This window comes from Lacinutrix venerupis (genome assembly GCF_003663945.1).
In the GTDB taxonomy this organism is placed as follows: Bacteria; Bacteroidota; Bacteroidia; order Flavobacteriales; family Flavobacteriaceae; genus Lacinutrix; species Lacinutrix venerupis.
Genome location: NZ_RCCH01000004.1, coordinates 29,732 through 44,451, shown reverse-complemented (window position 1 = coordinate 44,451; position 14,720 = coordinate 29,732). Strand labels below are relative to the sequence as shown.

Annotated in this window: 12 protein-coding genes; 8 read left to right on the top strand and 4 right to left on the bottom strand. The window is 31.0% G+C overall.

The window, feature by feature from the left end; translation table 11 throughout:
* The 5 genes from CLV86_RS06730 to CLV86_RS06710 all read left to right on the top strand — a co-directional run bounded on the left by CLV86_RS06730 (window position 1) and on the right by CLV86_RS06710 (window position 8,987).
* Window positions 1-855, top strand: a complete 855-nt coding sequence (locus CLV86_RS06730; RefSeq protein WP_121051073.1) for a peptidyl-prolyl cis-trans isomerase — start codon at window positions 1-3, stop codon at window positions 853-855.
* Window positions 818-2,269 (top strand): peptidylprolyl isomerase, encoded by a 1,452-nt coding sequence (locus CLV86_RS06725; RefSeq protein ID WP_121051071.1) that lies wholly within the window; start codon window positions 818-820, stop codon window positions 2,267-2,269. Before CLV86_RS06730 ends, CLV86_RS06725 begins: the two co-directional genes overlap by 38 nt.
* A 16-nt stretch (window positions 2,270-2,285) precedes the next feature.
* On the top strand, window positions 2,286-3,239 hold the full coding sequence (locus tag CLV86_RS06720; RefSeq protein WP_121051069.1) for an AAA family ATPase: 954 nt from the start codon (window positions 2,286-2,288) through the stop codon (window positions 3,237-3,239).
* A 534-nt stretch (window positions 3,240-3,773) separates the two neighbouring features.
* Window positions 3,774-6,548 carry a bifunctional aconitate hydratase 2/2-methylisocitrate dehydratase gene (locus CLV86_RS06715; RefSeq protein ID WP_121051067.1) on the top strand — a complete coding sequence of 925 codons (2,775 nt, stop codon included), beginning with the start codon at window positions 3,774-3,776 and terminating at the stop codon, window positions 6,546-6,548.
* Between the two features lie 171 nt (window positions 6,549-6,719).
* Entirely contained in the window at window positions 6,720-8,987 is a 2,268-nt protein-coding gene (locus CLV86_RS06710; RefSeq protein WP_121051065.1) for an aconitate hydratase, read from the top strand.
* 75 nt (window positions 8,988-9,062) lie between these two features.
* On the opposite strand, the gene CLV86_RS06705 is transcribed toward CLV86_RS06710, so the two are convergent.
* Window positions 9,063-9,725, bottom strand: a complete 663-nt coding sequence (locus tag CLV86_RS06705) for a C1q-like domain-containing protein (RefSeq protein WP_121051063.1) — start codon at window positions 9,723-9,725, stop codon at window positions 9,063-9,065.
* A 214-nt stretch (window positions 9,726-9,939) separates the two neighbouring features.
* Here CLV86_RS06705 and CLV86_RS06700 point away from each other — a divergent pair, with 214 nt between their 5' ends.
* From CLV86_RS06700 to CLV86_RS06690, 3 genes are all read left to right on the top strand, one after another.
* The gene (locus CLV86_RS06700; RefSeq protein ID WP_121051061.1) at window positions 9,940-10,611 is read left to right on the top strand and encodes a Crp/Fnr family transcriptional regulator; all 672 of its coding nucleotides are present in this window, start codon (window positions 9,940-9,942) and stop codon (window positions 10,609-10,611) included.
* A gap of 82 nt (window positions 10,612-10,693) precedes the next feature.
* Window positions 10,694-11,572, top strand: coding sequence for an anti-sigma factor (locus tag CLV86_RS06695; protein WP_121051059.1), 879 nt, complete (start codon window positions 10,694-10,696; stop codon window positions 11,570-11,572).
* Window positions 11,573-11,704: 132 nt separating this feature from the next.
* The gene (locus CLV86_RS06690) at window positions 11,705-12,268 is read left to right on the top strand and encodes a TlpA family protein disulfide reductase (RefSeq protein WP_076733505.1); all 564 of its coding nucleotides are present in this window, start codon (window positions 11,705-11,707) and stop codon (window positions 12,266-12,268) included.
* A 4-nt stretch (window positions 12,269-12,272) separates the two neighbouring features.
* On the opposite strand, the gene CLV86_RS06685 is transcribed toward CLV86_RS06690, so the two are convergent.
* The 3 genes from CLV86_RS06685 to CLV86_RS06675 are packed head-to-tail and all read right to left on the bottom strand — an operon-like array spanning window position 12,273 to window position 14,717.
* Window positions 12,273-13,418, bottom strand: coding sequence for a lycopene cyclase family protein (locus CLV86_RS06685; protein WP_121051057.1), 1,146 nt, complete (start codon window positions 13,416-13,418; stop codon window positions 12,273-12,275).
* Window positions 13,419-13,428: 10 nt separating this feature from the next.
* Complete coding sequence (locus tag CLV86_RS06680; RefSeq protein ID WP_121051055.1) at window positions 13,429-13,878, bottom strand: sterol desaturase family protein; 450 nt, start codon at window positions 13,876-13,878, stop codon at window positions 13,429-13,431.
* Window positions 13,878-14,717 carry a phytoene/squalene synthase family protein gene (locus CLV86_RS06675; protein WP_076733502.1) on the bottom strand — a complete coding sequence of 280 codons (840 nt, stop codon included), beginning with the start codon at window positions 14,715-14,717 and terminating at the stop codon, window positions 13,878-13,880. Before CLV86_RS06675 ends, CLV86_RS06680 begins: the two co-directional genes overlap by 1 nt.
* Between the last annotated feature and the right edge of the window lie 3 nt (window positions 14,718-14,720).

The following is a 14,720-nucleotide window of genomic DNA, read 5'->3' as shown; positions in this document are numbered from 1 at the left end:
ATGTTTAAAAAAATTATTTTTTGTCTATTTATTAGTGTTATTAGTGTTTCTTGCGAATATTTTAAGCAGCCAGAAACTCAAGACGCAATAGCAAGAGTTAATGAAACATACTTATATAAGGACGATATAAAAAAAATACTTCCAGAAAATTATACCAAACAAGATAGTACTGTAATAGTTAATAATTACATTAATAACTGGGCAACAGAACAACTATTAGTAAAAGGAGCGACTTTAAATTTAGATGAAAATACGCAAGAGGAATTTAACCAGTTAGTAAAACAATATCAAAACGATTTATATAGTAAGGCCTATTTAGAAGCTCTTGTTTATAAAAACCTTGATACAACTGTTTCTGTAGAAGAAGCAACCAAGTATTACAATGAAAATAAACAAGCTTTTAAACTAAATGAAGACCTTATAAAATTTAGATACATTAATATTGATGAAAATAGACTCGATTTTGATGAAGTAAAACAAAAATTTAAACGTTTTAATAATAAGGATAAACGTGAGTTAGACTCTATAGCTATACAATTTAAATCCTATTCCTTAAACGATTCTGTATGGATAAGACTAGATCAAGTTATTACTAAAATACCAACAGTAAATACAGATAATAAAAATGAACTGTTAAAAAAATCTAATTTTATACAAAGCAAAGATTCATTAGGGCTATATTTGATGCAAATTAATGATGTTCTACTTAGAAACGCCGAAGCACCACTAGAATACGTGCAACCAACTATTAAACAAATAGTAATAAACAAGCGTAAATTAGAGCTAGTGAGACAATTAGAAAAGGATATTACAAAAGATGCAATTAAAAATAAACAATTTGAAATTTACAATTAATTTGAAACACATAATAGCAGTTTGCTTAACACTTTTTGTAGCTAATGGAATTTTAGCACAAGAAATTATTGATGAAACACCTGTAATAGAAAAAAAGGTAGATACTATAAAGCCAACAACAAATATTAAAGTAGATGGTGTTTCTGCAGTAGTTGGAGAATACATTATTTTAGAATCAGATATAGATAAAACTTTTTTACAATTAAAAGCACAAGGAGGAGATCCATCTGCAATTAGTAGATGTCAATTATTTGGAAAGCTTTTAGAAGATAAATTATACGCACACCATGCAATACAAGATAGTATTGTAATTAATGATGCCGAAATTCGTTCTTATGTTGGACAACAATTAGAGCAAATCAAGCAACAAGTTGGTGGAGATATGCAAAAGGTTCTTGATTTTTATAAAAAAGCAGACGAGCAAAGTTTAAGAGACGAAATGTTTGAAATAAACAAAGCGCAGAAGTTAGGATCAGAAATGCAGCGTAAAATTATAGACGAAATAGAAGTTACTCCAGAAGAAGTTCGTCAGTTTTTTAATAAAATTCCTAAAGAAGAACGTCCAACATTTGGAACAGAGTTAAAAGTAGCACAAATAGTTATAGAGCCTAAACCTACACAGTTAGAAATAGATAATGTAATAGCTAAGCTAAAAGCAATAAAAAAGGACGTAGAAGAAAATGGTGCAAACTTTAGATCAAAAGCACTCTTTAATTCAGACGATCCAGGATCTAAAAAAAATGGAGGAGCATTACCTCCAATGAATAGAGCTAGACCTAGAATGGTAAAAGAATTTAGAGAAGTTGCTTTCTCTTTACAAGAAGGTGAAATTTCAGAACCTTTTAAAACACAATATGGTTATCATATTATATTACTTGAAAAAATTAGAGGACAAGAATATGATGTAAGACATATATTAATGATTCCAGAAGTAGCAGAAACTGCAATTCAAGAAGCTAAAGATAAAATAGAAGAAACTAAAAAAAATATTGAAGAAGGCACAATAACATTTGCAGACGCAGCAAGAGAAGTTAGTGATGAAGTTGAAACAAAATATCAAGGAGGTCAATTAATTAATCCAGCAACTCAAGACTATAATTTTGAATTAACTAAAATGGATACAGAAATCTATGTTAAAATTCAAGATTTGCCAAACAATGAAGTTTCAGAAGTTCTTGTAGATAGAGACGAAATAGGCAATGTTCAATTTAAAATTCTTACCGTAACAGATAGAATAGATGAGCATGAAGCAAATTATGCTAGAGATTATCTTAAAATTAAAGAACTAGCACTTAACGAAAAACGTTTAAATGCTATAGCGAAATGGCAAGAAGAGAAAATCCAAGACACTTATATTAAAATAAGCGGACAATACAGAGACTGTGATTTCACAAATAATTGGCTTAAAAAATAATACAGAATAATTAAAAATGTCAGACGTAGCAGCTATCAACCAATTAGTAGTTAAGTACAAATCATTAAGACAAGAAATTGCGAAAGTAATTGTAGGTCAAGACGATGTTGTAAATCAAATATTAATTTCTATTTTTTCTGGAGGTCACGCCTTATTAATAGGTGTTCCTGGTTTGGCAAAAACGTTAATGGTTAATACTATAGCTCAAACATTAGGGTTAGATTTTAAACGTATTCAATTTACACCAGATTTAATGCCTAGTGATATTCTTGGAAGTGAGATTCTTGACGAAAGTCGAAATTTTAAGTTTATAAAAGGACCTATTTTTTCTAATATTATTTTGGCCGATGAAATAAACCGTACACCTCCAAAAACTCAAGCAGCTTTACTAGAAGCTATGCAGGAAAGAGCGGTAACCGTTGCAGGACATCATTATAAATTAGATTTACCATATTTTGTATTAGCTACCCAAAACCCAATTGAGCAAGAAGGTACATATCCTTTACCAGAAGCACAATTAGACCGTTTTATGTTTGCTATAAATCTTGATTATCCAACTTTTAGTGAGGAAGTACAGGTCGTAAAAGCAACCACTAGCGATGTAAAATCAAAAGTAAACACTTTATTTTCTGCAAAAGAAATTATAGATTTTCAACAACTTATTCGCAAAATTCCGGTAGCAGATAATGTTATAGAATATGCTGTGAAAATGGTTGCTAAAACACGACCTAATAAAGATACTGCTGCAGACTTGGTTAAGCAATATATTGATTGGGGAGCAGGACCAAGAGCTTCACAAAACTTAATATTAGCAGCAAAAACACACGCAGCAATTAATGGTAAATTTTCGCCAGATATAGAAAATGTTCAAGCTGTAGCAATTAGTATTTTACGTCACAGAATTATTAAAAATTATAAAGCAGAAGCTGAAGGCGTAACTGAAGAACAAATTATAAGAAATCTTTTTTAAATCTAAACTAAAGGGCTTGTTTTAGTATTAAATTTCAATTTGCATATTATTAAGTTACCTATACTACTCATGTTTATCTTAAGGTTAAGCATAGTTACATTGGTAATATATTCCAAAAAATTTCATACAGGCAACAAAAACAGAATTTAGAATAACTATAATTAATAGTTTTTTCAAATGTCTTTTAAAGAAATAGCTAATAGCTATTCGCTAATAATAAAATATTATTTTGTTAATAGTATTTCTGTAAATAAAGCAATTAGTTTTTTTTTACCAATTTGATATTTTTTAAACATTCAAATTATCATTTTAATAAAAAAATATGCTGATGTAGTGTTTGTTTTAAATTATTCGCAAACATTTTTAGATTGTGTTACAAATTTTTTAATTCTTCAATATTTTGTATTTTTGGGCACCAATTTTTAATAGACTTTAGAGTGTTTTTTAACCTTAAAAAATATTTAAAGTTTAAAAGATTACAAACCAAACTAACCCAGCTTTTTAAGCTGTATAAAACAGAATTAATTCTATTATATGAATATTTATAACGATTATCTTAAGCAAATTGAAACTCGAAAGGAGCAAGGTCTTCATCCGCAACCAATCGATAGTGATAAATTACTTAGCCAAATCATTGAGCAAATTAAAGATTTAGATAACGAGCATAGAGAAGAATCTCTTAACTTTTTTATCTATAATGTTTTACCTGGTACTACAAGTGCAGCTACAGTAAAAGCAAAATTTTTAAAAGAAATTATTTTAGGTGAAGAAATAGTTAAAGAAATCACTCCAGAGTTTGCATTAGAGCAATTATCACACATGAAAGGTGGGCCTTCAGTTGAAGTATTATTAGATTTAGCTTTAGGAGATAATGAAGAGATAGCTAAAGATGCTGCTAAGGTTTTAAAAACACAAGTATTCTTATACGAGGCAGATACAGATCGTTTAGAAGAAGCTTACAATAACGGTAGCGCTATAGCTAAAGATATTATTGAAAGTTATGCACAAGCAGAATTCTTTACAAAATTACCAGATGTAGAAGAAAAAATAGAGGTTGTAACCTACATCGCTGGAGTAGGAGATATCTCAACAGATTTATTATCACCAGGTGGAGATGCGCATTCACGTTCAGATAGAGAATTGCATGGTCAATGTATGTTTGAACATAACAAAGACATGCAAAACGAATTATTAGCATTAAAAGAGCAACACCCAGATAAGCGCGTTATGCTAATTGCAGAAAAAGGAACAATGGGAGTTGGGTCATCTAGAATGTCTGGTGTTAACAACGTAGCATTATGGACAGGTATTCCTTCTAGCCCTTATGTACCTTTTATTAATATAGCACCAGTAATTGCAGGAACTAATGGTATTGCTCCAATTTTCTTAACAACGGTTGGTGTAACAGGAGGTATAGGTTTAGACCTTAAAAACTGGGTGTCTAAAAAAGATGAAAACGGAAATACTATTGTAGATGAAGATGGAGAACCTGTATTAGAACAAATGTACTCTGTGGAAACAGGAACTGTTTTAACAATAAATACAAAAGAGAAAAAATTATACCACGGTAATGTTGAATTAAAAGACATTTCTGCAGCATTTACTCCTCAAAAAATGGAGTTTATGAAAGCAGGTGGATCTTATGCTGTAGTTTTTGGAAAAAAACTTCAAACCTTTGCATGTAAAGTATTAGGTATAGATGTACCGCAAGTTTACGCGCCATCAAAAGAGGTTTCAATAGAAGGACAAGGTTTAACAGCAGTAGAAAAAATATTTAATAAAAATGCTGTTGGTACTTCAGGAGCTACATTACACGCAGGATCGTATGTTCGTGCAGAAGTAAATATTGTAGGTTCTCAAGATACCACAGGTTTAATGACATCGCAAGAATTAGAGATGATGGCTGCAACAGTTATTTCTCCAATTGTAGATGGTGCTTACCAATCTGGTTGTCATACCGCATCAGTATGGGATGATAAATCAAAAGCTAACATTCCAAGATTAATGAAGTTCATGAACGACTTTGGGTTAATTACTGGTCGTGATCCTAAGGGAGTTTATTTTCCAATGACAGATGTTATTCATAAAGTACTTAATGATATTACTGTTGGAGACTGGGATATTATTATTGGTGGAGATTCACACACACGTATGTCTAAAGGTGTTGCCTTTGGAGCAGATTCTGGAACAGTTGCTTTAGCATTAGCAACAGGAGAAGCATCTATGCCAATTCCAGAATCGGTTAAGGTAACCTTTAAAGGTGAAATGAAATCTTATATGGATTTTCGTGATGTAGTGCATGCAACACAACAACAAATGTTAAAGCAATTTGGTGGAGAAAATGTTTTTCAAGGTCGCGTTATTGAGGTGCATATAGGAACATTAACTTCAGATGAAGCCTTTACATTTACAGATTGGACAGCAGAAATGAAAGCAAAAGCTTCAATCTGTATTTCAGAAGATGATACATTAATTGAATCTTTAGAAATTGCAAAAGGACGTATCCAAATCATGATTGAGAAAGGTATGGATAACGAAAAACAAGTGCTTCAAGGACTTGTTAATAAAGCAGAAACAAGAATTACAGAACTTAAAACAGGTATAAAACCTGCATTAAGGCCAGATGCAGACGCTAAATATTATGCAGAAGTTATTATTGATTTAGATGAAATTGCTGAACCAATGATTGCAGATCCAGATGTAAATAATGAAGATGTTTCTAAGCGTTATACGCACGATAATATTCGTCCATTGTCTTACTATGGTGGAATCAAAAAAGTAGATTTAGGTTTCGTGGGATCTTGTATGGTTCACAAAGGTGATATGAAAATATTAGCGCAAATGTTGAAAAATGTTGAAGCGCAACAAGGTAAAGTGGAATTTAAAGCACCTCTAGTAGTAGCACCACCAACCTATAATATTGTAGATGAATTAAAAGAAGAAGGTGATTGGGAAGTATTACAAAGATATTCAGGATTCGAATTTGACGATAGCGCACCTAAAGGTTTAGCACGTACTAAGTACGAAAATATGCTGTATTTAGAGCGTCCTGGTTGTAACCTTTGTATGGGTAACCAAGAAAAAGCAGAACCTGGTGATACTGTAATGGCAACATCAACTCGTTTATTTCAAGGTAGAGTTGTAAAAGATACTGGAGATAAAAAAGGAGAGTCATTATTATCATCTACTCCTGTAGTTGTGCTTTCAACTATTTTAGGAAGAACTCCAACGATGGCAGAATATGAGGCTGCTGTAGAAGGTATTGTTTTAACAAAATTTAAACCTTCAACAAAACAATTAGTTAGATAATACATTTTTATATATTTAAAAGCCTGAATTATGCAATTCAGGCTTTTTTTTGTTTTAAATTTAACATATAAAAAAACTATTTTAGAATCAATCTATAATATCATTCAGATTTTTAAACTCAATCTGTATTTTGTATATTACAACAATAAAACTTAAACAAAAAAAAATAATATGGCATTCGATATCGATATGATTAAGAAGGTTTACAGTCAAATGGCAGAACGTGTTGATGCAGCTCGTGAAGTCGTTGGTAAGCCATTAACACTTTCAGAGAAAATTTTATACAATCACCTTTGGGATGGTAAAGCAACTAAAGCTTTTACCAGAGGTAAAGATTATGTGGATTTTGCTCCAGATCGTATTGCTTGTCAAGATGCTACAGCACAAATGGCATTATTGCAATTTATGCAAGCTGGTAAAGATAAAGTGGCAGTACCAACAACAGTACACTGCGATCACTTAATTCAAGCAAAAGAAGGAGCAGCAACAGATTTAAAACACGCTAACGATGTAAGTAGCGAAGTATTTAATTTCTTAGAATCTGTTTCAAATAAATACGGTATAGGTTTCTGGAAACCAGGAGCAGGAATTATTCACCAAGTTGTTTTAGAAAATTACGCTTTTCCAGGAGGAATGATGATAGGTACAGATTCTCACACAGTAAACGCTGGTGGATTAGGAATGGTAGCTATTGGTGTTGGTGGAGCAGATGCAGTAGACGTTATGGCTGGTATGGCTTGGGAACTTAAATTTCCTAAACTTATTGGTGTAAAATTAACAGGAGAACTTTCTGGATGGACGGCGCCTAAAGATGTAATTTTAAAAGTAGCCGAAATTCTTACCGTAAAAGGTGGAACTGGAGCTATTGTAGAATATTTTGGGCCTGGAGCAACAGCAATGTCTTGTACAGGTAAAGGTACAATTTGTAACATGGGTGCAGAAATTGGAGCAACAACTTCAACTTTCGGGTACGATGAGTCTATGGAACGTTACTTACGTGCTACAGATAGAGAAGATGTTGCAGATGCAGCAAATAAAGTAAAAGAATATTTAACTGCAGATGCAGAGGTATATGCTAATCCAGAACAATATTTCGATCAAGTTATAGAAATAAACTTATCTGAGTTAAATCCATTATTAAATGGACCTTTCACTCCAGATTTATCTACCTCTGTGGGTAACGATATGACTGAAAAAGCTAAAGCTAACGATTGGCCAATTCAAGTAGAATGGGGATTAATAGGTTCTTGTACAAACTCATCTTACGAAGATTTATCTCGTGCTTCTTCAATTGCGCAGCAAGCATTAGATAAAGGTTTAAAAATGAAAGCAGAATTAGGTATTAATCCAGGTTCTGAAAAAGTAAGATATACTGCAGATCGCGACGGTATTTTAGGCATATTTGAAAAACTAGATGCTAAAATATTTACTAACGCTTGTGGACCATGTATTGGTCAGTGGGCTAGATATAGCGATCCAAAAAATGCACCAAAAAATAGTATTGTGCATTCTTTTAATAGAAACTTCGCAAAACGAGCAGATGGAAACCCAAATACTCACGCGTTTGTAGCCTCTCCAGAATTAACAGCAGCTATTGCAATTGCTGGTCGTCTAGATTTTAATCCAATGACAGATAAGTTAATTAACGAAGATGGTCAAGAAGTAATGTTCGATGAGCCTAGAGGTTGGGAGTTACCACCAAAAGGTTTTGAGGTTAAAGATAATGGTTATTTAGCTCCAGTAGAAGATGGAAGTGGAGTAGAAGTTGTTGTTAGTCCAACATCTGAACGTTTACAATTACTTACACCTTTCGAGCCAATAGGAAATGAAATAAATGGAGCTAAACTTTTAATTAAAGCATTTGGTAAATGTACAACAGATCATATTTCTATGGCAGGACCTTGGTTACGTTTCCGTGGGCATTTAGATAATATTTCTAACAATTGTTTAATTGGTGCAGTTAATGCTTTTGGAAAGAAAACTAACTTTGTTAAAAACCAATTAACTGGAGAATATGCAGGTGTACCAGATACAGCGAGAGCTTATAAAGCTGCAGGTATTAAAACTGTAGTAGTTGGTGATCATAATTATGGTGAAGGTTCTTCAAGAGAGCACGCAGCTATGGAGCCAAGACATTTAGGTGTTGCAGCTGTAATTGTAAAATCTTTTGCACGTATTCATGAAACAAACCTTAAAAAGCAAGGGATGTTAGGTTTAACATTCGCTAATGAAAACGATTACGATTTAATTCAAGAAGACGATACATTTAACTTTGTTGATATTGCCTCTTTCTCTCCAGATAAACAATTAACTTTAGAAGTGGTTCATGCAGATGGAAGTAAAGATACAATTATGTTAAATCATACATATAACCAAGCACAAATAGATTGGTATAATGAAGGTTCTGCATTAAACTTAATTAAAAAGCAAAACGCTTAACATGCATTTTTTATAAAAAGAAAAACGCTTAGAATTTTAATTCTAAGCGTTTTTCTTTTTTTTATATTATAGTTGTTATCGTACTTGATGTATTGTGAAATAAGAATTAGCAGAGTCTCCAAGTAAACTAAGGCTTATTAAATCGCTATTAATTCTAAAAGTAATTACATCACCAACATTTAAACTTAATAAAGTATTTGCAGTTCTAATAGGTGGCGTAACATTAACTCCTAAAACACCAATATTAGCAAAACTATTTGTAGCTTCTAAAACATTATTTTTATAAATAGAAATGCCAAAATTAGCAGCAATTGCAATAGCTGAATTTGCTTTTATTTGCGCATGTATATTGTAGATGCCAGCTTGTTTTGCTGTAAATTGATGGGTTGTAGTATCAAATTCATCATTTAAATCAAAATCTTCATCATCAAAAGGAATTAATGCTTCGTTAGAAACTAAGCTAAGGTTTACTAGCGCAGCAGAGGAAAATTTTGCTTTAACCGCAGTTTTTATAACACTATTTATTACCTGTTGCGATTCAACTCTTTTTATAATTCCGTCATTCGAAATTACTAAAATTGAATCTTTAATAATAGATTCTATAGTTTCATGGGTAATAGTTCTAATTCTTAAATCTCCATTAACATCCAAACTTGCGGTTGGGTTAGTAGTTCCTATTCCTACTTGAGAAAAAGCAGAAAAACTAATTAGAGAAATTAATAAAATTTTTAAGTTCATAGCATTATTTTTTTAATTAAACAAAACCATCAACAAATTGGTATATAGCGTTGTAAATTTATTTTAAATTTTAAATTTATCTACGAAAAGATTGTTTTATTCGACGAAATGCAATAAAAATTAAGATTTACGTCTTTTTTGTAAGAAATTATTACAAATTATAGAGTGTAAGGTTGTCTTTTTTTTTGCGACTTTAATTAAATACTTATATAAGATGAATACAATTTGGTTTTTTGAAGATTCCAATCTTTTTAAAGTTTTATGTCCTCATAAATTTAAAACTTATAAGAAGAATCACGATTTTGATGGTTATAAAAAAAAGGACTACATCTATTTTGCCCAAGACTCAGCAAATAAAGTTTACTTAATAGAAAAAGGTAAAGTAAAAATTGGATACTACAACGAGGAAGGAGATGAAATTGTAAAGGCAATTTTATCTAAAGGTCAACTTTTTGGCGAAAAAGCAATATTAGGAGAATCTGTACGCGACGAATTTGCTCAATCTTTAGATAATACTACTTCTATATGTCCAATAGGAGTAAATACTATGTACGAGCTTATGAGAGATAACCAAACATTTAGTTTTAAAGTCTATAAATTTATTGGGTATAAACTTAGAAAGCTCGAAAGACGACTTCAATTATTAATGTTTAAGGATACTAAAACGAGGTTACTAGAGTTTTTAAACGAACTTTGCGAAGAATATGGTTATAACTGTCCAGAAACAGGCCATAATATTATAACTCATCCATACACACAAAAAGATATAGCTTCTTTAATAGGTACTTCTAGGCCAACATTAAACATATTATTAAATGAGTTAAAAGAAGAAAATATTATAGATTTTAATAGAAAAGAAATAAAAATTTATAATAAACTCGTTTAGTGTTAGCTAGCTAACATTTAATTATAAGTTCTTGTTTTAATTTTACCTGTATAAATAAATACAAACAAAAAAAACAAAAACTATGATTAAAAAAACGATTTTAGGAGTTTTGGCATTAGGAATATTTGCCACCTCTTGTAGTAACGATGATGATGCAACTGTTATTATACCAGAAACTTCACCTTTAACTTTAAATCTAAACGGTTTAGAAGCATTAGGAAATGATTTTGTTTACGAAGGTTGGATAATAGTAGATGGGAATCCTGTATCAACAGGAACATTTAACTCTGTAAATTTTCCACAAACATTTCAAGTTAACACATTACAATTAAATGCAGCTACAACTTTTGTGCTTTCTGTAGAACCTGCTATTGATCCAGATCCAGCACCAGCAGCAACAAAAATATTAGCAGGAGATTTTTCGGGAGCATCTGCAGTAGTTAATTCTAATTTAGTAGCAGATTTTTCTCAAGTTGAAGGTGCTTTTATATTAGCAACACCAACAGATATGGATGATACAAACGAATCAAGTGGTGTTTGGTTTTTAGACAATTCATCTGGAGCAGCAACAACAGGTTTAATTTTACCAGAACTATCTGAAGGTTGGAAATACGAAGGATGGGCTGTAATCGATGGAACACCAATAAGTACAGGTACATTTACAGATGCATCTATGGCAGACGATAATGCAGCAACATCACCATTTAAAGGAGATTCTAATAATGGTCCAGGTTATCCAGGAGAAGACTACTTACAAAATGCACCAGCAGGTTTAACATTTCCTACAGATTTAAAAGGACAAACTATTGTGGTATCTGTCGAACCTAGTCCAGATAATGATCCAGCACCATTTACTTTAAAGCCATTAGCACACATGATACCAAGTGATGCAATGGAACATTCTACAATAACTATGGGTGATGGTCCAGTAACAATATTAGAAGGGTCTGTAACAAGATAAGTATAAATAAAACTACAGAATACTATTTATAGTCTTTGTAAATTCAGTTTATTAGACATTATAGTATAGTTTGTTTTTATTAGATTTGAAGCGTTAATCGAGTGGTTAACGCTTCATTATTTAAATATAATTATGATAAAAAGAAACATTTCAATAAAAAATATCTTTTTCTTAATATTAATTGCATTATTAATTATTCCGCAAACAAGACAGCAAATTCAAATTGCTTTACATACAATGATTGCTAAAATTAATCCAAGCCTTGAAAAAGAAGATGCAGTAGCAAAAATAAGTAGTTATAATTGGAAATTGAAAGATTTAGAAGGCAATAGTGTAGATTTAAACCAAGTAAAAGGTAAAGTGGTATTTGTAAATATGTGGGCAACTTGGTGTCCTCCGTGTATTGCCGAAATGCCTTCAATTCAAAAATTATATAATGATTATAAAGATAAAATTGAATTTGTTTTAGTTTCAAATGAAAAACAAGCAACTATTAAATCATTTTTAGAAAAGAAAAATTATAATTTTAATACGTTTATACCACAAACTCAAATACCTCAAACGTTTAATGTAAAAAGTATACCAAGAACATTTCTTATAGATAAAGAAGGAAATATTATTATAGACGAGTCTGGCGCTGCTAATTGGAATAGCCAAATGGTAAGAAATACCATAGATAAGCTATTAAAGGATTAAATAATTAAAGTGTTTTAAAAAAAGCCTTTATAAAAGCAAAAGAGAATAGGGATTTCATAATTTTAAATTCTTCTAAAAGTGAAGAGTCTTCATCTAAAAAACGAAACATACTTTCTATGGAGTTTTTAGTGTAAAATTGCTCGAAAATCCATTCACCTTTATGGTTTTCATCTTTTAAAACTTTCAAGAATACTTTGTCGTAAAACTTAAATTTCTTTTTAAATAAATTCTCTGAAGGATTTTTATTAGCTTTTAAATTCTTGATAATTGTAGAAACTTTTTTTTCTGTATGTTTAAAAGAATAACCAGTAGATCCTTTTACCCAACCTCCAGCAGTACCAATTTTTGTTATATTTTTAGTTGAATAATTTTCGAAAGGAAAATTCGTCATAGGAATATTACCGCTTTCAATTTCAACTATTTTGTAATTTTCAATTTTTAAAATACTTTTAATATACTCTTTTATGTACTCATCGTAAGTTTCTTCTTCTACAATATTAGGAGTAAAATAAGTAAATTCTACAAGAGCTTCGGTTTTAGAAAAAGGTAGTACATAGGTAAATGTTGTTTGCTCACCATCTTTTAGTCTATAATCCATCATTGTAAATTGTTCAGGATTAAATTCGGGTGTTTCGGTTGTAATTGTCCAGCCCTTAAAATGTTGAATAACTTTAGTGTAATTGTTTGCTTCTGAAAAATAGTCTTTAGGAATTCTACTATCAAAAACATGATGAGCAGAGTAGGTGTTGGTTATCGTTGTTACAGTAGGTTTGGTAGAATTTTCAACTTTTAGAACTTCGTCTATAATAAAATGAATATTAGGTTTTTTAGAAAGGATGCGTTTAGCTTCGGTATAAAAATTTAAAGCTCGTATGGTTTTGTAGATGTAAGGATTAAGGTTTAAGGTAATTTGTTTTCTTGAAGAATAGAACAAAGCTTCCTGCCAAGATTTTTCAACAATATTATCCCATTTTCCTTTTTCTTTTTCCCAAAAACTCCAAGTTTTATCGTTTTTGTTTTTGATAGATTTGTCTATTAAAGCTATTTGTTTGTTTTTAAAAAAAGGTTGTTCTGCAAAACTTAAGGCTAATTGTAAGCCAGCAAGGCCATTGCCAACAATAATATAATCGAAAAACTCACTATTATTCATTTAATATAGCTTATCTCTTAAAATATTTAAATGGGACAATAAGCATTCCAAAACATTCTCCATGATCTTTGCCTAAATGTTTATGGTGCATTTTGTGAGCACGTCTCACTCCTTTGGCGTACCAATTGTTGGCATTTCTAAGTATTTTAAAACGTTGATGAATAAAAATGTCGTGAACTACAAAATAAGCAATACCATAGGCCATAATACCTAAGCCAATAGGTAAACACCACCAAACGTTTTCGTAACTCCAAAAGTAAAAGCAAGTCATACTTACAATGGCATAAAAAATAAAAAAAGCATCATTACGCTCGAACCAGCTATCGTGATCTTTGTGGTGATGGTCTTTGTGTAAAGACCACAAAAAGCCATGCATTACGTATTTATGTGTAAACCAAGCCATAAATTCCATAGCGCAAAAAACGGCTAAAAATATAAGTATCCAGTATAGTGTTTGCATTACAATAAATTTAGTTGATATTTTACGTAACTCCTAGTTAAAAGCTCTACTTTTTTATAATTAGGAACTCTAACACGAGTATTTTTAATATCTAAAGCAGGTGTTTTTTTTAATTTTTTTAATAATTGGCTATAATAGCGGTAAGCCATAAAAACTCCAAATTTTGCTTCTATAGGTAAAAGTTTAATGCCTTCTAATCCTTTTGCAAAATCATGCTCAATATCTTCAATTATAAGTTGCTTAGCGCTTTCATCTAAATTGTTTAAATCTGTATTAGGAAAATAGGTGCGTTCTAATACATCAAAATCTGCTTTTAAATCTCTTAAAAAATTTACTTTTTGAAAAGCTGAACCTAATGACATTGCAGCATCTTTTAAGTCTTCGTATTTTTTATTATCTCCCTTAACAAAAACCTTTAAGCACATTAAACCCACAACATCGGCTGAACCATAAATGTAATTTTTATATTCTATTTCTGTTAAATAAGTAGTTTTCGTTAGATCTAAACGCATACTTTTCATAAAAGCATTCACCATTTCCATATCTAAGCCGTATTTGTGATATGTATGTTGAAATGCATTTAAAATTGGGTTTAAACTAATTTTATCTGTTAAAGCATGCTCTAAGTCCGCTTCAAATTTCTCAAATAAACTTTGTTTGTCGTAATCATGAAAAGAATCTACAATTTCATCAGCAAACCTAACAAAGCCATAAATATTATAAATATCTTGTCTTATAGTGTTTGCTAACATTTTAGTTGCCATGGAAAACGAGGTGCTATAAGATTGTGTTACAACCTTACTACACTTATTAGATACCGAATCGAATAGTGCTTTCATAAG

Coding starts and splice junctions, on each gene's coding strand:
- CLV86_RS06730 (WP_121051073.1), top strand. CDS start 1: ATGTTTAAAAAAATTATTTTTTGTCTATTTATTAGTGTTATTAGTGTT.
- CLV86_RS06725 (WP_121051071.1), top strand. CDS start 818: ATGCAATTAAAAATAAACAATTTGAAATTTACAATTAATTTGAAACAC.
- CLV86_RS06720 (WP_121051069.1), top strand. CDS start 2,286: ATGTCAGACGTAGCAGCTATCAACCAATTAGTAGTTAAGTACAAATCA.
- CLV86_RS06715 (WP_121051067.1), top strand. CDS start 3,774: ATGAATATTTATAACGATTATCTTAAGCAAATTGAAACTCGAAAGGAG.
- CLV86_RS06710 (WP_121051065.1), top strand. CDS start 6,720: ATGGCATTCGATATCGATATGATTAAGAAGGTTTACAGTCAAATGGCA.
- CLV86_RS06705 (WP_121051063.1), bottom strand. CDS start 9,725: ATGAACTTAAAAATTTTATTAATTTCTCTAATTAGTTTTTCTGCTTTT.
- CLV86_RS06700 (WP_121051061.1), top strand. CDS start 9,940: ATGAATACAATTTGGTTTTTTGAAGATTCCAATCTTTTTAAAGTTTTA.
- CLV86_RS06695 (WP_121051059.1), top strand. CDS start 10,694: ATGATTAAAAAAACGATTTTAGGAGTTTTGGCATTAGGAATATTTGCC.
- CLV86_RS06690 (WP_076733505.1), top strand. CDS start 11,705: ATGATAAAAAGAAACATTTCAATAAAAAATATCTTTTTCTTAATATTA.
- CLV86_RS06685 (WP_121051057.1), bottom strand. CDS start 13,418: ATGAATAATAGTGAGTTTTTCGATTATATTATTGTTGGCAATGGCCTT.
- CLV86_RS06680 (WP_121051055.1), bottom strand. CDS start 13,878: ATGCAAACACTATACTGGATACTTATATTTTTAGCCGTTTTTTGCGCT.
- CLV86_RS06675 (WP_076733502.1), bottom strand. CDS start 14,717: ATGAAAGCACTATTCGATTCGGTATCTAATAAGTGTAGTAAGGTTGTA.